The sequence below is a fragment of the Funiculus sociatus GB2-C1 genome (genome assembly GCF_039962115.1).
Lineage (GTDB): Bacteria > Cyanobacteriota > Cyanobacteriia > Cyanobacteriales > FACHB-T130 > Funiculus > Funiculus sociatus.
The window spans coordinates 1-14,409 of record NZ_JAMPKJ010000072.1 but is presented as its reverse complement, the minus strand read 5'-3'; the positions used below and the strand labels follow the sequence as shown (position 1 = coordinate 14,409).

Annotated in this window: 12 protein-coding genes; 9 read left to right on the top strand and 3 right to left on the bottom strand. The window is 46.2% G+C overall.

What is annotated here, in order from left to right:
• The first annotated feature begins 98 nt into the window (after positions 1-98).
• Positions 99-275, top strand: coding sequence for a twin-arginine translocase TatA/TatE family subunit (tatA, locus tag NDI42_RS24140; protein WP_190438317.1), 177 nt, complete (start codon positions 99-101; stop codon positions 273-275).
• Positions 276-323: 48 nt separating this feature from the next.
• Here tatA and cphA read toward each other — a convergent pair whose 3' ends face one another.
• The gene (gene cphA / locus NDI42_RS24135; RefSeq protein WP_190458671.1) at positions 324-3,017 is read right to left on the bottom strand and encodes a cyanophycin synthetase; all 2,694 of its coding nucleotides are present in this window, start codon (positions 3,015-3,017) and stop codon (positions 324-326) included.
• A 251-nt stretch (positions 3,018-3,268) separates the two neighbouring features.
• A complete protein-coding gene (locus tag NDI42_RS24130; RefSeq protein WP_190458670.1) occupies positions 3,269-4,120 on the bottom strand; it encodes a cyanophycinase in 852 nt (283 codons plus the stop codon).
• A 516-nt stretch (positions 4,121-4,636) separates the two neighbouring features.
• Here NDI42_RS24130 and trmD point away from each other — a divergent pair.
• The 7 genes from trmD to larB all read left to right on the top strand — a co-directional run bounded on the left by trmD (position 4,637) and on the right by larB (position 11,851).
• Positions 4,637-5,338, top strand: a complete 702-nt coding sequence (gene trmD, locus NDI42_RS24125) for a tRNA (guanosine(37)-N1)-methyltransferase TrmD (protein WP_190418370.1) — start codon at positions 4,637-4,639, stop codon at positions 5,336-5,338.
• Positions 5,339-5,460: 122 nt separating this feature from the next.
• The gene (ispF, locus tag NDI42_RS24120; RefSeq protein ID WP_190458668.1) at positions 5,461-5,943 is read left to right on the top strand and encodes a 2-C-methyl-D-erythritol 2,4-cyclodiphosphate synthase; all 483 of its coding nucleotides are present in this window, start codon (positions 5,461-5,463) and stop codon (positions 5,941-5,943) included.
• A gap of 103 nt (positions 5,944-6,046) precedes the next feature.
• Positions 6,047-6,553, top strand: a complete 507-nt coding sequence (locus tag NDI42_RS24115; protein WP_190458666.1) for a hypothetical protein — start codon at positions 6,047-6,049, stop codon at positions 6,551-6,553.
• Positions 6,550-7,149, top strand: coding sequence for a PIN domain-containing protein (locus NDI42_RS24110; protein ID WP_190458664.1), 600 nt, complete (start codon positions 6,550-6,552; stop codon positions 7,147-7,149). Before NDI42_RS24115 ends, NDI42_RS24110 begins: the two co-directional genes overlap by 4 nt.
• A gap of 29 nt (positions 7,150-7,178) precedes the next feature.
• Complete coding sequence (locus NDI42_RS24105; RefSeq protein WP_190458662.1) at positions 7,179-8,975, top strand: ABC transporter substrate-binding protein; 1,797 nt, start codon at positions 7,179-7,181, stop codon at positions 8,973-8,975.
• A gap of 12 nt (positions 8,976-8,987) precedes the next feature.
• Entirely contained in the window at positions 8,988-10,985 is a 1,998-nt protein-coding gene (locus tag NDI42_RS24100) for an ABC transporter substrate-binding protein (protein WP_348231639.1), read from the top strand.
• A gap of 95 nt (positions 10,986-11,080) precedes the next feature.
• Entirely contained in the window at positions 11,081-11,851 is a 771-nt protein-coding gene (larB, locus tag NDI42_RS24095) for a nickel pincer cofactor biosynthesis protein LarB (protein ID WP_190418360.1), read from the top strand.
• Between the two features lie 216 nt (positions 11,852-12,067).
• Here the strand turns inward: larB and NDI42_RS24090 are convergent, their stop codons facing one another.
• Positions 12,068-12,634 (bottom strand): hypothetical protein, encoded by a 567-nt coding sequence (locus NDI42_RS24090; RefSeq protein ID WP_190458659.1) that lies wholly within the window; start codon positions 12,632-12,634, stop codon positions 12,068-12,070.
• A gap of 331 nt (positions 12,635-12,965) precedes the next feature.
• Here NDI42_RS24090 and NDI42_RS24085 point away from each other — a divergent pair, with 331 nt between their 5' ends.
• Positions 12,966-14,279 (top strand): HEAT repeat domain-containing protein, encoded by a 1,314-nt coding sequence (locus NDI42_RS24085; RefSeq protein ID WP_199311362.1) that lies wholly within the window; start codon positions 12,966-12,968, stop codon positions 14,277-14,279.
• The last annotated feature ends 130 nt before the right edge of the window (positions 14,280-14,409 follow it).

Genomic DNA, 14,409 nt, shown 5'->3' with positions numbered 1-14,409 from the left:
CCCCTTAATAAGGGGGTCGCCGCAGGCGGGGGGATCGACGTTTGAAACCCTCAGTGCGTAAGTCCTAGTTAAATTAAGATGTTTTACAGGAGAGTGATATGTTTGGTTTAGGATGGCCGGAAGTGGGTGTGGTAGCGATCGCTGCTATTTTAATCTTTGGCCCCAAGAAGATTCCAGAATTAGGTAGCGCGCTAGGGAAAACCTTGCGCGGCTTTAAGGATGAAATGAATCGCGAAGGCGAGGAACCATCCCAGGAAAATCAAGATAATAAATAAAGGCAAAAGGCAAAAGGAAGAATTCCTCACTTTTTGCCTTTTACCTTTTTATAGCTTCTGTACTACAGAAGACTTCACACTATCTTTGTTCTCCACTGGGATAGTGTTATTTTCGATGTTTTCCCCGACTGGGCGACGCGCCTCAATTAAGCTAATTGCGCGAGTGACGCTTTCTGGTAAAATCACCACCAAGCTGCCTTCTGGGGCTTGGTCGAGAGCGGTGTTAATCGCTGTCGTCTCATCAAGGATAGTTTCATACTGAGCATCCGGCTTTTCTTGGGATATCCCTTGAGAAATTAACTCAGAGGCATTACCGCGATCGCGTCCCCTCGTATCATCGTCTTCCTTAACGATAATGCGATCGAACATTAGGCTAGAGAGTTTACCCAGGGTCACAAAATCTTCGTCACGGCGATCGCCAGGGCCACCCACAACCCCAATTCTTACCCCAGGCCAATTGCGGACAAAACCGCCCAGCGCCTCGTAAGAAGCTGCATTGTGAGCATAATCTATCAGAGCATTATATTTGCCCAGATTGAACATATTCATCCGCCCCGGTGTCTGAGAAGCCGAAGCCCGGAACGTACTTAAACCCTGACGAATCTCCTCAATTTTCACCCCTTGAGCAAACGCCGCCAGACTCGCCGCCAGTGCATTCGCAATTTGGAAAGGTGCCAAACCACCCATTGTTAATGGCACATTCACCGCTTGCTCAATCCGCAGCGTCCAATCTGCCTTTAAAATTGACAGATAGCCATTCTCATAAGCTGCTGCCAAGCCGCCTTTGCGCGTATGGCTTTGCACCAACTCATTCTCCGGGTTCATAGTGAAATAAGCTACTTGCCCTTTCACGCGCCTTGCCATCGCCGCCACTAGAGGATCGTCTGCATTAAGTACCGCATAGCCTTCTGGCGCAACCGCTTCAGCTACCACACTCTTAAGATGAGCCATATCATGTATGGTTTCAATATCGCCAATTCCCAGGTGATCTGCGGCGACGTTTAAAACTACGCCCACATCGCAAGTGGTGAAAGCCAACCCAGACCTAAGAATACCGCCGCGTGCAGTTTCCAGCACCGCCACCTCTACCGTAGGATCTGAAAGAATCAAATTGGCGCTTTGCGGGCCAGTGTTGTCTCCTGGTTCCGCCATGTAATCACCAATGTAGGTGCCATCGGTAGTTGTGTAGCCAATGGTTTTACCTGTCTGCTTAAAGATATGGGCAATCAGGCGCGTGGTGGTGGTTTTGCCGTTAGTTCCAGTGATGGAAACAATGGGAACACGACTGGGAGACCCTTGCGGGAACAGCATATCCAGCACTGGTGCTGCGACATTTCGCGGTAAACCCTGGCTGGGACAGACGTGCATCCGGAATCCAGGGGCGGCGTTTACCTCAACAATCACGCCATTCATTTCTCTGAGTGGTTTGCTGATATCATTTGTCACCACGTCAATTCCAGCAATATCCAGACCGATAATCTTAGCTATTCGTTCAAAAAGCCAGATATTTTCTGGATGAACCTCGTCAGTACGGTCAACAGCAATGCCTCCGGTGCTGAGGTTGGCTGTTGCCCGCAGGTAACAAATCTCACCTTTGGATAGCACCGTCTCTAGGGTGTATCCCTGCCGTTGCAAAAGTTGCCAAGATGTACGGTCTAGTTCTATTTTGGTGAGGACGTTATCGTGTCCTTCCCCGCGATTCGGGTCGCGATTGGTTTCTTCTATCAGTTGCTCAATTGTGGACTTGCCATCTCCCACAACGTGGGCGGGAACTCGTTCCGCTACCGCCACCATTTTGCCATTTATTACTAGCACCCGGTGATCCCGTCCGGTATAGAAGCGTTCCACGATTACGGATCGGGTTTTGGAGGCAGCACTGGCAGCATCGTAGGCTTCCTGTGCCAGTTGCCCGTCGTTGATGTTGATGGTGATACCTCGTCCGTGATTGCCGTCCAGAGGCTTGATCACAATTGGGTAGCCACCAACGTCTTCTATGGATTGTTCGAGTTCATCTAGATAGTTAATTACGGTGCCACGCGGTACTGGCACCCCAGCTTCGTGTAGGATTTTTTTGGTGCCTTCTTTGTCGCAGGCAAGCTCTACCCCTAAAATTCCGGAGTAAGTGCTGAGCGTTGCTTGCATTCGCTTCTGGTAAATGCCATAGCCCAGCTGAACCATAGAACGGGCGCTTAAAGACATCCAGGGAATACCCCGCGCTTCTGCTTCTTTGACGATGGTTTCGGTGCTGGGGCCGAGAGCGGCATCGCGCGCCAAGTCTCTCAAGTCTTTGAGATCCTGCTGTAATTCCGCCTCTGGATAGCTGCCTGTGTCTACAATACTTTGGCATAGCCGCACTGCTGCTCTGGCGGCATAGCGACCCGCTTGTTCATCAAAATACTCGATGACTACCTGGTAAGTGCCTGAAGTTGCGGTTTCGCGGGTACGCCCAAAGCCGACTTTCATCCCCGCGAGTTCTTGTAGTTCTAAGGCGACGTGTTCAATGATGTGTCCCATCATCGTGCCTTCCTGAACTCTGCTTAAGAAGCCACCTCGGCAACCAGGGGAACAGAAGTGTTCTACCAGACTCGGCAGTGCCTGAACTAATCCCTCGTAGAAGCCTGGAATTTCATTAGATGGCAACTCTGCCAGCTCTTCTAAGTCTAGGCGCATGACTACCAGTTTGTGGCGTCGAATGCTCCAGTAGTTTGGGCCCCGTAATGTCTGGATTTTTAGAATTCTCATACCTAATTTTGCGGGTGATTCAGAGGATGTGGGCGGTAGGGCGGGGTAGGGACTTTCACACAAAGCGATTTCGATATAGGTGTGCTTTTCTTTTATATAGACTTAATGCGAAAGCCCTTACATCTTGGTGGGAAAGCTGGCACTGGTTCCTGATGACCCCGCCCTTATTTAGTAATCTCTTAGTTTCCAGCTTTAAAAAGTGATAAAACTGTTCTCTACGAACAGTTTTATGACAAATGTAAAATTTAAAATCAAACATTCGGGGGCAAAATGACTCGCTGCTGTAGATGGTAGCGATCGCCATAGCTGAGAATGTGTACCCGGAGATTGAATATACTAATTGGTTCGGTAGCTCCCACTGAAGGCTGGTTCGTGTAAGAAACTTCACCGGGATCGACGATAGAAACTGTACCTTTACCCATCACCTGCAATACACCGTCTCCCTCGATTAAGGCGCAGGTATCTTCGTCAATACCCATCCCTAGCTTATCTGGATGACCGGAGATCGCGCTGATCAACCGCGCCATGCGATTGCGATTGTGAAAGTGCTGATCGACTATTACATCCGGGAAAATTGCTAAGCCGACCGCCATATCAACCAAAGAACGATTGGGAGATTCGCCGCTACCGCCACCAGCTATCATGTGATGTCCCATCACCGCCGCCCCTGCGCTGGTGCCTGCTAAAGTAATCTCACCCAAATGCGCCCGCTTGCGAATTCTTTCCATCAACGGTGTTTCTGCCAATAGTCCGCACAGCCGCAGTTGGTCGCCACCTGTCAGGAATACTCCAGTACACTCTTCAATGTACTCCTGCATCAAGGGATCTTCACTTTGAGAGCGATCGCGGATGTCTAGCACCTTTACCACCTTCGCTCCCATTTCCGTAAAAATGGTACGGTAGCGATCGCCAATAACTGCTGGTTCTCGCGATGCTGATGGAATAATGGCAATCGTCGCCTCTAGCGCCCCAGCACGATTAAAAAAAGTTTGTAGGATTTCCCGTCCATGAACTTTGTCTTCAGCGCCGCCAATAATCATAATGGCGGTTTTAGTCGATTGGGGCATCGTCTGTACTAAGGATTGAGATTCTAATTGCAGCATAATGTCACTTTTGAGCATAGGGTGAATCGAATACAATCTTTGGAGCTAGTTGATAGGAATGCCAATTTATCGCGTTCTTGGTTTTTGCTCAACTATCTGGACACCCTTGCCCACAAGGACGATCCCTATTTTCACTCTTGTCAATAGTCCCAATTTTTCTTAATGACAGGCGTCCGATCAACATCACCAATATTTTGCTTTTTTTTCCCGATCCGCTCAGTAACAACGGTTACTACTCGCCATAGCGACTTAACCTTATAAGCATAATGCCAGATCCCGTAAACATTTTTTATAAAATATTTAATATTTTTTTATGTAACACATCAACCTCTGGGCAGAATGCTTGGACTGGGGGCTAGGTACTGGGAGAATTAGGAGTTATGAGTTTTGAATTTATAACTTCTCACTCCTGACCTCATAACTCTTTCCTAGTCCCCAATCCCCAATCCCCAATCCCCAATCCCCAATCCCCAATCCCCAATCCCCAATCCCCAATCCCCAATCCCTATTCCTGCTGTGCGAATTGATATAGTTACTCTTTTTCCAGATTTTTTCTCCTCCCCCCTGAACTCAGGGCTGCTAGGGAAAGCTTTAGCCAAACAGATTGCCGGAGTGCATCTGGTAAATCCCCGCGACTTTGCCACCGATAAACACCACCGTGTCGATGATGAACCATACGGCGGTGGTGTGGGAATGCTGATGAAACCAGAACCGATATTCGCGGCTGTGGAGTCGCTACCCGTTTTACCTAGACGCGAGGTGATCTTGATGACACCTCAGGGGCAAACGATGAATCAGCCGCTGTTGCGAGAATTGGCGACAAATTATGACCAGTTAGCGATTATTTGCGGACACTATGAAGGTGTGGATGAGCGAGTATTACATTTAGTGACGCGGGAGGTATCTTTGGGCGATTTTGTGCTTACCTGCGGAGAAATCCCAGCACTGGCACTAATTAATGGTGTTGTGCGCCTGCTACCGGGAACCGTGGGAAAGGAAGAGTCGCTGAAAGCAGAGAGTTTCGAGGCGGGATTATTGGATTATCCCCAGTACACTCGTCCGGCGGAGTTCCGCGGCTGGAAAGTGCCACCAGTGCTGCTGTCGGGAAATCATGCGGAGATTGAACGCTGGCGAAACTCACAGCAAATAGAGAGAACGCGCGATCGCCGCCCCGATTTATACGCTCAATGGTTGGACGATAATGCTAACGGGGGCTAGGGGCTGGGGACTAGGGGCTAGGGGCTAGGGACTAGGTAAGACTTTTTCCCAATCCCCAATCCCCAATTCCCAATTCCCAATTCCCAATCCCCAATTCCCAATCCCCAATAGGTAAAAATTCTATGAACATAAGAATTGGCAACGGTTACGATATCCACCGTCTAGTTTCCGGTCGTCCCCTGATTCTAGGAGGGGTGAAAATAGAGCATGAGTTGGGGTTGCTGGGACACAGTGACGCTGATGTGTTGACGCACGCAATTATGGATGCGATGCTTGGTGCCTTAAGTTTGGGTGATATTGGTCATTATTTTCCCCCCACCGATGAAAAGTGGGCGGGTGCTGATAGTTTAGTGCTGCTATCGCAGGTAAATGCGCTAATTCGCGATCAAGGCTATTCAATTGGAAATATTGATTCTGTGGTGGTGGCGGAACGTCCGAAACTGAAACCGCATCTAGAGAAAATGCGCGATCGCTTATCCCACGTCCTAGAATTAAAACCCGACCAAATTGGACTCAAAGCCACTACCAACGAGAAATTAGACTCAGTTGGGCGCGAAGAGGGAATTGCAGCTTATGCTGTAGCCTTACTGGTAGCTTCTAATTAACTTGGCTAAACCATATCCAGTCAAAGGTTAAAAATGTTTAGGATAGGAAGGAACCAGAGACGGATAAGGCAGAGACTCTCAACCGACTGGGAGAATTAGGACAATGGAAGCTGGAAGATTTGAACTTACTCAGGGCGATCGCGCTTTGGTTTATCCTGCGGATATTATCGCCCGCAACCGTGAAGGGCAAACCGTTCTAGTAGTTGAAGTCAAAGCTACTCAACTCAAAGATAGTAAAGCCAAACAATGGGCGATCGAGTCTCTTACTGCGTACTTGCAAGCTGCGAACCCGAAAATTCCCTTTGCTATGCTGGCTGACCTGGAAAACATCGAGATTTTTCAATGGGACGGTGCTAATTTATCGGAACCAGTTAGCATAATTAACACTGCTGCCGTGCTTAATCATTATGATCCCGAATTTAGCAGCAAACGGATATTTTGGTACTATTTGGAAACCTTAATTGAGGCTTGGTTGCGCGACTTAGCCTATCATTGGAAGTCGGAAAATCCGCCAGCATCCGAAGAATTGGCCGCCATAGGTTTGTTACAGGTGCTGGAAAATGGAAATACTTACTCTGAAAGGGACTCTGAAGGTGGCGCTTCTTGGTGATACTTTACGTTGAAACTAATTTCCTAATGAGCATTGCTACAGGGCGCGACTCCCAAGCGAATACTTTGCTAGAGAATCCGACCGCATCAGTCCAGATAGCGATACCAAGCATTTGCTGCATGGAAGCTTTCTCTGCATTAGAGGATGAACTGAAGCGCCGCAATCGTTTCATGAATGAACTGAAAAAACAAATTAGCCAGTTACAGCGAGATGTCACCTCATCCCACGCCCAGTCTCTACTTTCCCATTTAGAACAATCCCTAATTGAGAATGAGGCGTTACTAAACGATGTCGAAAATCGTCTCTTCCAAGCCCTCGATCATCTCAACGCCAAAGCAGAGATGATTCCATTAACTGGCGATATGCTTCAGGAAAGCTTGGATACACGTTTGATAAACAAAGACCCTACAGATAACTTGATTTTGCACTGCATTCTTAATCATGCACACCTGTATCCCAGACATATCAAAGTCTTCCTCAGCGCTAATTTCAAAGAATTTAATACGCCGGAAGTTCAAGCGGCTTTGCGTAAGAATGGCGTGAATAGGTATTTTAGCCGCACGCAAGACTTCCTTGGTTGGCTACAGACTCAGTAAGCTTTATCAGCAGTTAGTAGAGAAACATTATGAGAATCCCTGTTATTAAATATTGTTGGCGGCGTGTGGTGGCTTTTGGGCTGGCGGTAGTGAGCGCGATCGCGCTTCATGGCTGCAACCCAACAAACCTCAAAAAAACAGAAGCCGCCCAATTGTCGTATATCGGAGACGCTAGCCTCAGCGAACCCAATTCCTTTAACTACATCCTCAGCGAAGGTGCACCTGATGTTCTCAGCCTTGTTTATGAGGGGCTGCTGACTCAAAATGGACTCACTGGAGAACTAGAGCCAGCTTTGGCTGAGAAATGGGAAATTTCTGAAGATAAGAAACGGATAGTTTTTACTCTCAAACCAGGGCTGAAATGGTCTGATGGTGCGCCTCTAACCGCAGATGATGTGGTTTTTACCTACAACGATATTTTCTTAAACAAGGAGATTCCCACAGATATCAGAGACATCCTCAAAATTGGTAAAAGTGAAGCGCTGCCAAGCGTCCGCAAAATAGACGATTTGAGGGTAGAATTCACAGTCCCAGAGCCGTTTGCTCCCTTTCTTCGCTACAGCGGGGGGTTGGCAATTTTACCAGCTCATGCCTTACGGGAATCTGTTCAAACTAAAGATAAGGATGGAAAGCCTAAGTTTCTTACAACTTGGGACACCGATACAGATCCTAAAAAAATTGTCGTCAATGGCCCTTATATGCTGGAAAGCTACACGCCTAGCGAGCGGGTAGTGTTACGACGCAATCCCTACTATTGGAAAAAAGATGCACAAGGCAATCAGTTGCCTTACATCGAGCGCTATTACTGGAATATTGTAGAATCTACTGACACTCAATTACTTCAGTTTCGCTCTGGGAGTTTGGATACATTTACTGTTTCTCCTGACTATTTTTCTTTGCTAAAACAACAGGAAAAGCAAGGAAAATTTACGGTTTATACCGGGGAAGCGGAAATGAGTACAACTTTTGTAGTTTTTAATCTGAACCAAGCCAAAGATTCAAAAAATCAGCCGTTGGTAGATCCGATTAAATCTCGGTGGTTCAATACGGTGGAATTTAGACAGGCTGTGGCTCATGCCATTGATCGTCCGGCAATGATTAACAATATTTATCGGGGGCTGGGCGAAGCGCAAAATTCACCAATCTATAAACAAAGCCCCTTTTATCTTTCACCGGAAGAAGGATTGAAAGTTTACGATTACAACCGGGAAAAAGCAAAGGACTTGTTGCGAAAAGCGGGCTTTAAATACAATGCTCAGGGGCAACTTTTCGATGCAGATGGTAATCGGGTACGCTTTACCATGCTGACAAATGCAGGGAATAAGCTACGAGAGGCGATTGGCTCTCAGATTAAACAAGATTTGGCTGCGATTGGTATTCAGGTGGATTTCAATGCGATCGCTTTCAATACTCTGCTCCAACAAGTCTACACTCAGCGGAATTGGGATAGTTATATTGGCAAAATTGGCGGCGGTGGTATTGAGCCTAACGGTGGAGCAAACACCTGGTTGACAAAAGGAGGCTTACACGCTTTTAATCTTGGCCCCCAAGAAAGCGAACCGCCACTGATTGGCTGGAAAGTTTCCGACTGGGAAAAGCAAATTGAGGAGCTTTATATTCGGGGTGCTGGCGAACTTGATGAAGCCAAGCGCAAAGAAATTTATGCGGAAAGTCAACGCATCACCCAGGAGAATTTGCCATTTATCTATTTGGTAAATCCGCTAACAATGGAAGCAGTACGCGATCGCATTGAAGGGATAAGATATTCAACTCTGGGAGGTGCGTTCTGGAACCTTACCGAACTTAAAGCCAAGTCTGTAGAATAAAGGATGAAAAGTTTGATCAACAAACTTCGTAAATCTCGTTACCAGGTTGAGTCTGGTAACGAGATTATGAGGCAGAGCCTCACGATTCCTCTAAGGAAATATTTACATGGGGAAAATTTAGCAATTTTCTCAAATTTTACATCCTTTTTTATCAAGCAGAGCCTCCTAAATATCGTTACCAAGCTGATCCTGATAACGAAAAAAGAAAATGTCGCCGCGAATTCTTTTCGCCAAGGCTGGGTTTTATCATTTATTATCTGTGTTACTTTTGCCTTATTTGGCTGTAGTCCGCAATCATTCAAAAGTCAGGCGGCTGAGAATTTATCCCAGCTGGTGACAGTCACTTTGGCAGATCCCAAAACCTTTAATTGGGTGCTTAACCAAGAGTTCCCTCATGTTTTTCTCTTTACTTATGAGGGATTAACATTTGAAAACAGAGTTACTGGTGAAATTGAACCAGCGTTAGCCGAATCTTGGGAAATTTCTAAAGATAAAAAACGAGTAGTTTTCACCCTGCGAGAAAACTTGAAATGGTCGGATGGTAAACCCCTGACAGCGGATGATGTTGTCTTCACTTATGAAGATGTAGTTTTTAATAAAGAAATTCCCACCGATGCTGGAGATAGCTTAAAGATTGGAACTTCTGGTGCTTTTCCGAAAGTCCGAAAGGTAGATGAGCGGCGAGTAGAGTTCATTTTACCAGAACCTTTTGCGCCTTTTTTGCGAACTACCACAGGTACACAAAATGATGCTGTTGTTATTTTGCCAAAACACGCCCTTCAAGACGCTGTAAAGTCAAAAAACTCCGAAGGAAAACCCAAATTAATGTCTATTTGGGCAGTTGATGCAAAACCAGAGGAAATTATTGTTAATGGCCCTTACAAAATAGAAAGCTACACCACCAGTGAAAGGGTTGTTTTTCGGCGTAATCCTTATTACTGGCGGCGGGATGCTCAAGGCGATCGCTTGCCTTACATTGAGCGCGTAATTTGGCAAATTACGGAAAATATGGATACTCAGCTACTCCAATTTCGCTCTAAAGATTTAGATACTACTGACGGTTGGGGACGGATGCGTCCGGAAGATTTTCCCCTACTGAAGCGAGAAGAAAAGCGGGGAAAGTTTAAAATTTACACAGGAGAGGGAAGACCTGGTACAAATTTTATTGCCTTTAACCTTAACAAAGGACGGCGTAATAGTCGCCCCCTAGTTGATCCTATCAAGTCTCGGTGGTTTAATAATGTGGCATTTAGACAAGCTGTTGCTTATGCCATTGACCGACAAACTATGATTAACAACACCTTGCGCGGCTTGGGTGAATTGCAGAATTCACCTATTTCTGTGCAAAGTCCCTACTACATTTCTCCAAAAGAAGGTCTAAAAGTATACGAATATAATCCAGAAAAATCTAAAAAATTACTGTTAGGATCGGGATTTAAATATAATGAAAAAGGCGCACTGCTAGATGCAGAAGGCAACCCCGTCCGCTTTACTCTGATTACAAATGCTGAGAATCAAACCCGCGTGTCAATAGGAGCTACAATTAAACAAAATTTGAGCCAAATTGGTATCCAGGTTGATTTTAACCCGATAGCTTTTAACACGCTGGTAGATAAACTTGCTAATACTCTGGATTGGGAATGTTATCTTTTGGGCTTTACGGGCGGTGTTGAACCTCATAATGGTGCTAATGTCTGGTTTACGGATGGGGGATTACACAGCTTTAACCAGGCTCCCCAAGTAGGGCAAACGCCGATTGAAGGGCGGGAGGTGTATCCTTGGGAGCAGGAAATTGCGGATCTTTACGTTAAGGCAAGCCAGGAATTAGATGAAACGAAGCGTAAGGCAATTTATGCCGAAACTCAGCGGATTACGCAAGAATATCTACCGATGATTTATCTAGTGAATGCGCTGTCAATGTCGGCGGTGCGCGATCGCGTCTCTGGCATCAAATACTCTTCCCTTGGCGGTGCCTTCTGGAATATTTATGAATTGAAAGTATCTGATTAAAGTAGTTTACACACCAAAATCAGCAATTCGTAGGTAAACTACTTTATCTGACCAATCCAAAATCTAAAACCTAAAATCCTTGCATCGGATAAGCCGTGTCCCAAACTGAAGCCTTACAGTCATTATTAAATGCCGTTGCCGCTGGTGAAGTAAACCCAGAGGTAGCCCTAGAAAAACTCAAGCACTTTGCCTTTGAACCAGTGGGCGATTTTGCTAAAGTTGACCATCACCGCAGTCTGAGAACTGGTTTCCCTGAGACGATTTGGGGGCCGGGGAAAACGCCGGAACAAATTGCGGCGATTATGGAAGTGATGCGCGATCGCAACCCCGTAGTCATGGCGACGCGCATTGACCCAGCAGTTTCAGACCAGCTGCAAGAAAAAGTTATTGGTCTGCGCTACTATCCCACTGCCCGGATTTGTGCTATTTCTCCTATTACCATAGAACCTCAGTATCCCGGCACCATAGGCATTCTATCTGCTGGTACAGCCGATTTACCCGTCGCCGAGGAAGCAGCGGTGACAGCCGAACTCTCTGGCTTTCGAGTACAGCGTCTCTGGGATGTCGGCGTTGCTGGCATTCATCGCCTGCTGAGTAACCGCCACGTCCTTGAGTCGGCTAATGTGCTGATTGTCGTGGCGGGGATGGAAGGCGCTTTACCCAGTGTTGTTGCTGGTTTGGCGGATTGTCCGGTAATTGCCGTTCCCACCAGTGTCGGCTATGGCGCAAGTTTCGGCGGTCTTGCTCCCCTCTTGACAATGCTTAATTCTTGTGCGGCTGGTGTGGGTGTGGTGAATATAGACAATGGTTTTGGTGCCGCTATCTTAGCAGGACAAATCCTCAGAACTGCTTATAAGTTGCAGTAAATTTAGCATTAAGTTAGGTTGAGGAACTTCATGCAACTTGTTAAAATTTATTTAGAGAATTTTAAATAGAATGAGAACCGCAAATTAACTAGGCAAGCAGCCCCTAATATTAAATTTATCATTGATTTTGGGTAGATGTAATAGAAGATTACAGCGAAGCGTCAGAGTGACACAGCTAACGCCTCCGCAATCTTTCTGAGTTGAGTCGCGCCACATCTACTCAACAACTAGCGCGAGTAACTTTGGATAGGCGAAAGAATCCTGAGCTTGTAATAAGGAGCCGTGATAACTTTGGAATACGTGACTGGCTACAGCTTTCAGATTATCCATCAGATGCTCATCTTCGCCCAAGGTTTCAAAGCCTAGACTCCACCAATCATTGTCTCTGATATTCACCTGAGAAATTTCTACAGCGCAGGTTTCATAAAGACGCTGCGATCGCACCTTTTTTACACTCACCCACTCGCCTTTTTCAGTAACAGATGCTACTAAGAAGCTCTCTGGTGTAGGATCTTTACAACTCCACTTTACCCATTTCTCTGCTTTCCCCTCTACTTTTTCTGCACGCAGCACGCCTAATTCTTCTTGTCGCCATTTGACTTCTAACTTATTCTGCCGAAATTTGATACCCAGGTAATCGCACCCCGCCGCGTATAAATATAAATCTTCCCGTTCTTCTGGTGGTGCTAGATGACCTAAGAGAGAATCTGCACCGAACCACTGTTTGATTTCTTCTGGTATTGTGCCGCGATAGAACCAGCGCAGCTCCATAGTTGTTAACATCAGTTTGTTCGACTTGATAATTGTTTTAATGTTTATTACAGATAGCGGCAACAAATTACTCAAACAAACTGCCTTTAGTAAAATAGTTTACTTTAGTCAATCCGCTTTTTGATATAAAGTATGTGAGGATATCGGTTAATTGGTATATAGAAATACAAAAAAAACTTAAGAAATGAAACAAACGCATTGAAAAAATGCTTTATTTACATTTTACAGTTCAGGCGAGTTGATTTATAAACATTTATATTGTTCAAATTGAAAAAGGCATCTGGGGATGCTTGGGTAAAGCTTAATTTTTCTTGTAATGTAAACCGGATAACATAGATTTGTAATGATGACATTAAATGTTATAGAACAGGCTACTATTGCGGCACAGCAAAAAAACTGGTCATTGCTAACCGAGTGCTTGCAGCAGCTACCAGTGACGAAAACCTCAGCGGGAAAAGGTGAGGCGAGTATTCAGCTGGAAAATGAATGTTTAGAGCAAATCCTTTCTTTGGCTTTAGAGGTACTGTACTCTGGTGATTTTCGGGAACGGTGGGAGGTGGCGAAGGTGCTTCCGAAATTTGGAAGCTGCGCGATCGCTCCTCTGATTTCCATCTTAGAAGACGAAGATGCCGAAATAGAAGAGCGTTGGTTTGCTGGGCGCATCCTGGGAGAATTTGACGATCCCGCTGTTGTCACCGCCTTAGTAGAAAGCTTGAAAACTGCTGATGATGAAGAACTTACTGTCGCAGCGGCGGCGGCTTTGGCGAATATCGGTTCTCCTGCTGTGGAGGCTTTAACTGGGCTATTGGCAGATCCCAACACGCGGCTGTTAGCGGTACGTAGTCTTGCCCAAATTCGCCGTTCCGAAACCATTGCGCCGTTGATGGGAGTAGTTGAAGATCCGGAAGCGACGATCCGGGCTGCGGCTATTGAAGCACTTGGTAGCTTTCACGACAGCCGGGTGCCGCCGATACTGATAAAAGCTCTGAAAGATATCGCAGCACAAGTCAGAAAAGAAGCTGTAATTGGCTTAGGAATGCGGACTGACTTACTACCAAAATTGGATCTGGTTACTCATGTGCGATCGCTATTATTTGATTTTAATTTGGAAGTGTGCCAGCAGGCAGCGATCGCATTAGGGCGGCTAGGTACTGAGGAAGCCGCCGCAGCTTTGTATGAGGTACTTTTATCCCCCCATACGCCGATCCGCTTAAAAGTAGATATTGTGCGATCGCTTCCTCAAACAGCAACCTCCTTAGAATATTTACAAAAAGCCCTCTCTGTTGAGTCTCCTGAACTATGGCAGGAAATTATTATGGTTTTGGGGCGAGTTGAGGAACCAAAGTTAGTCCCATTAGCCGCTAAAATTCTCCAAAGCGCACTTGACATTGGAAGTCCAACAGCTCAAAATCCCAAAGTCAAGCAAGCTATGGCAATGACATGGGGACATCTTGGCGATCCATTAGCGATAAAGCCGCTAATTGAGCTTTTAGCAGATCCGGATGCAGGGATAAGACTGCATTGCATAGCAGCTTTGAAAAAATTTCCCACGGCTTATGAGAAATTACAGCAACTAGCTACCGACGAAATGACACCAGAGTTAAAACAAGGGGTAGCGATCGCGTTACAAGAATGGGGACTGGGGACTAGGGACTAGGGGCTGGGGACTAGGGACTAGTGCATCCCAGCAGAAGTAACTGACCACCTCAGCCAGGTACTGGATAGCCCTTGAACTTCCATTGAAAGGGCTTAGCCATCGTTCGATTAAAGTAGTCGATGAATGCAAG

Coding starts and splice junctions, on each gene's coding strand:
- NDI42_RS24115 (WP_190458666.1), top strand. CDS start 6,047: ATGGAAGCTGGAAGATTTGAACTTACTCAGGGCGATCGCGCTTTGGTT.
- cphA (WP_190458671.1), bottom strand. CDS start 3,017: ATGAGAATTCTAAAAATCCAGACATTACGGGGCCCAAACTACTGGAGC.
- tatA (WP_190438317.1), top strand. CDS start 99: ATGTTTGGTTTAGGATGGCCGGAAGTGGGTGTGGTAGCGATCGCTGCT.
- NDI42_RS24085 (WP_199311362.1), top strand. CDS start 12,966: ATGATGACATTAAATGTTATAGAACAGGCTACTATTGCGGCACAGCAA.
- NDI42_RS24105 (WP_190458662.1), top strand. CDS start 7,179: ATGAGAATCCCTGTTATTAAATATTGTTGGCGGCGTGTGGTGGCTTTT.
- NDI42_RS24090 (WP_190458659.1), bottom strand. CDS start 12,634: ATGTTAACAACTATGGAGCTGCGCTGGTTCTATCGCGGCACAATACCA.
- NDI42_RS24130 (WP_190458670.1), bottom strand. CDS start 4,120: ATGCTGCAATTAGAATCTCAATCCTTAGTACAGACGATGCCCCAATCG.
- ispF (WP_190458668.1), top strand. CDS start 5,461: ATGAACATAAGAATTGGCAACGGTTACGATATCCACCGTCTAGTTTCC.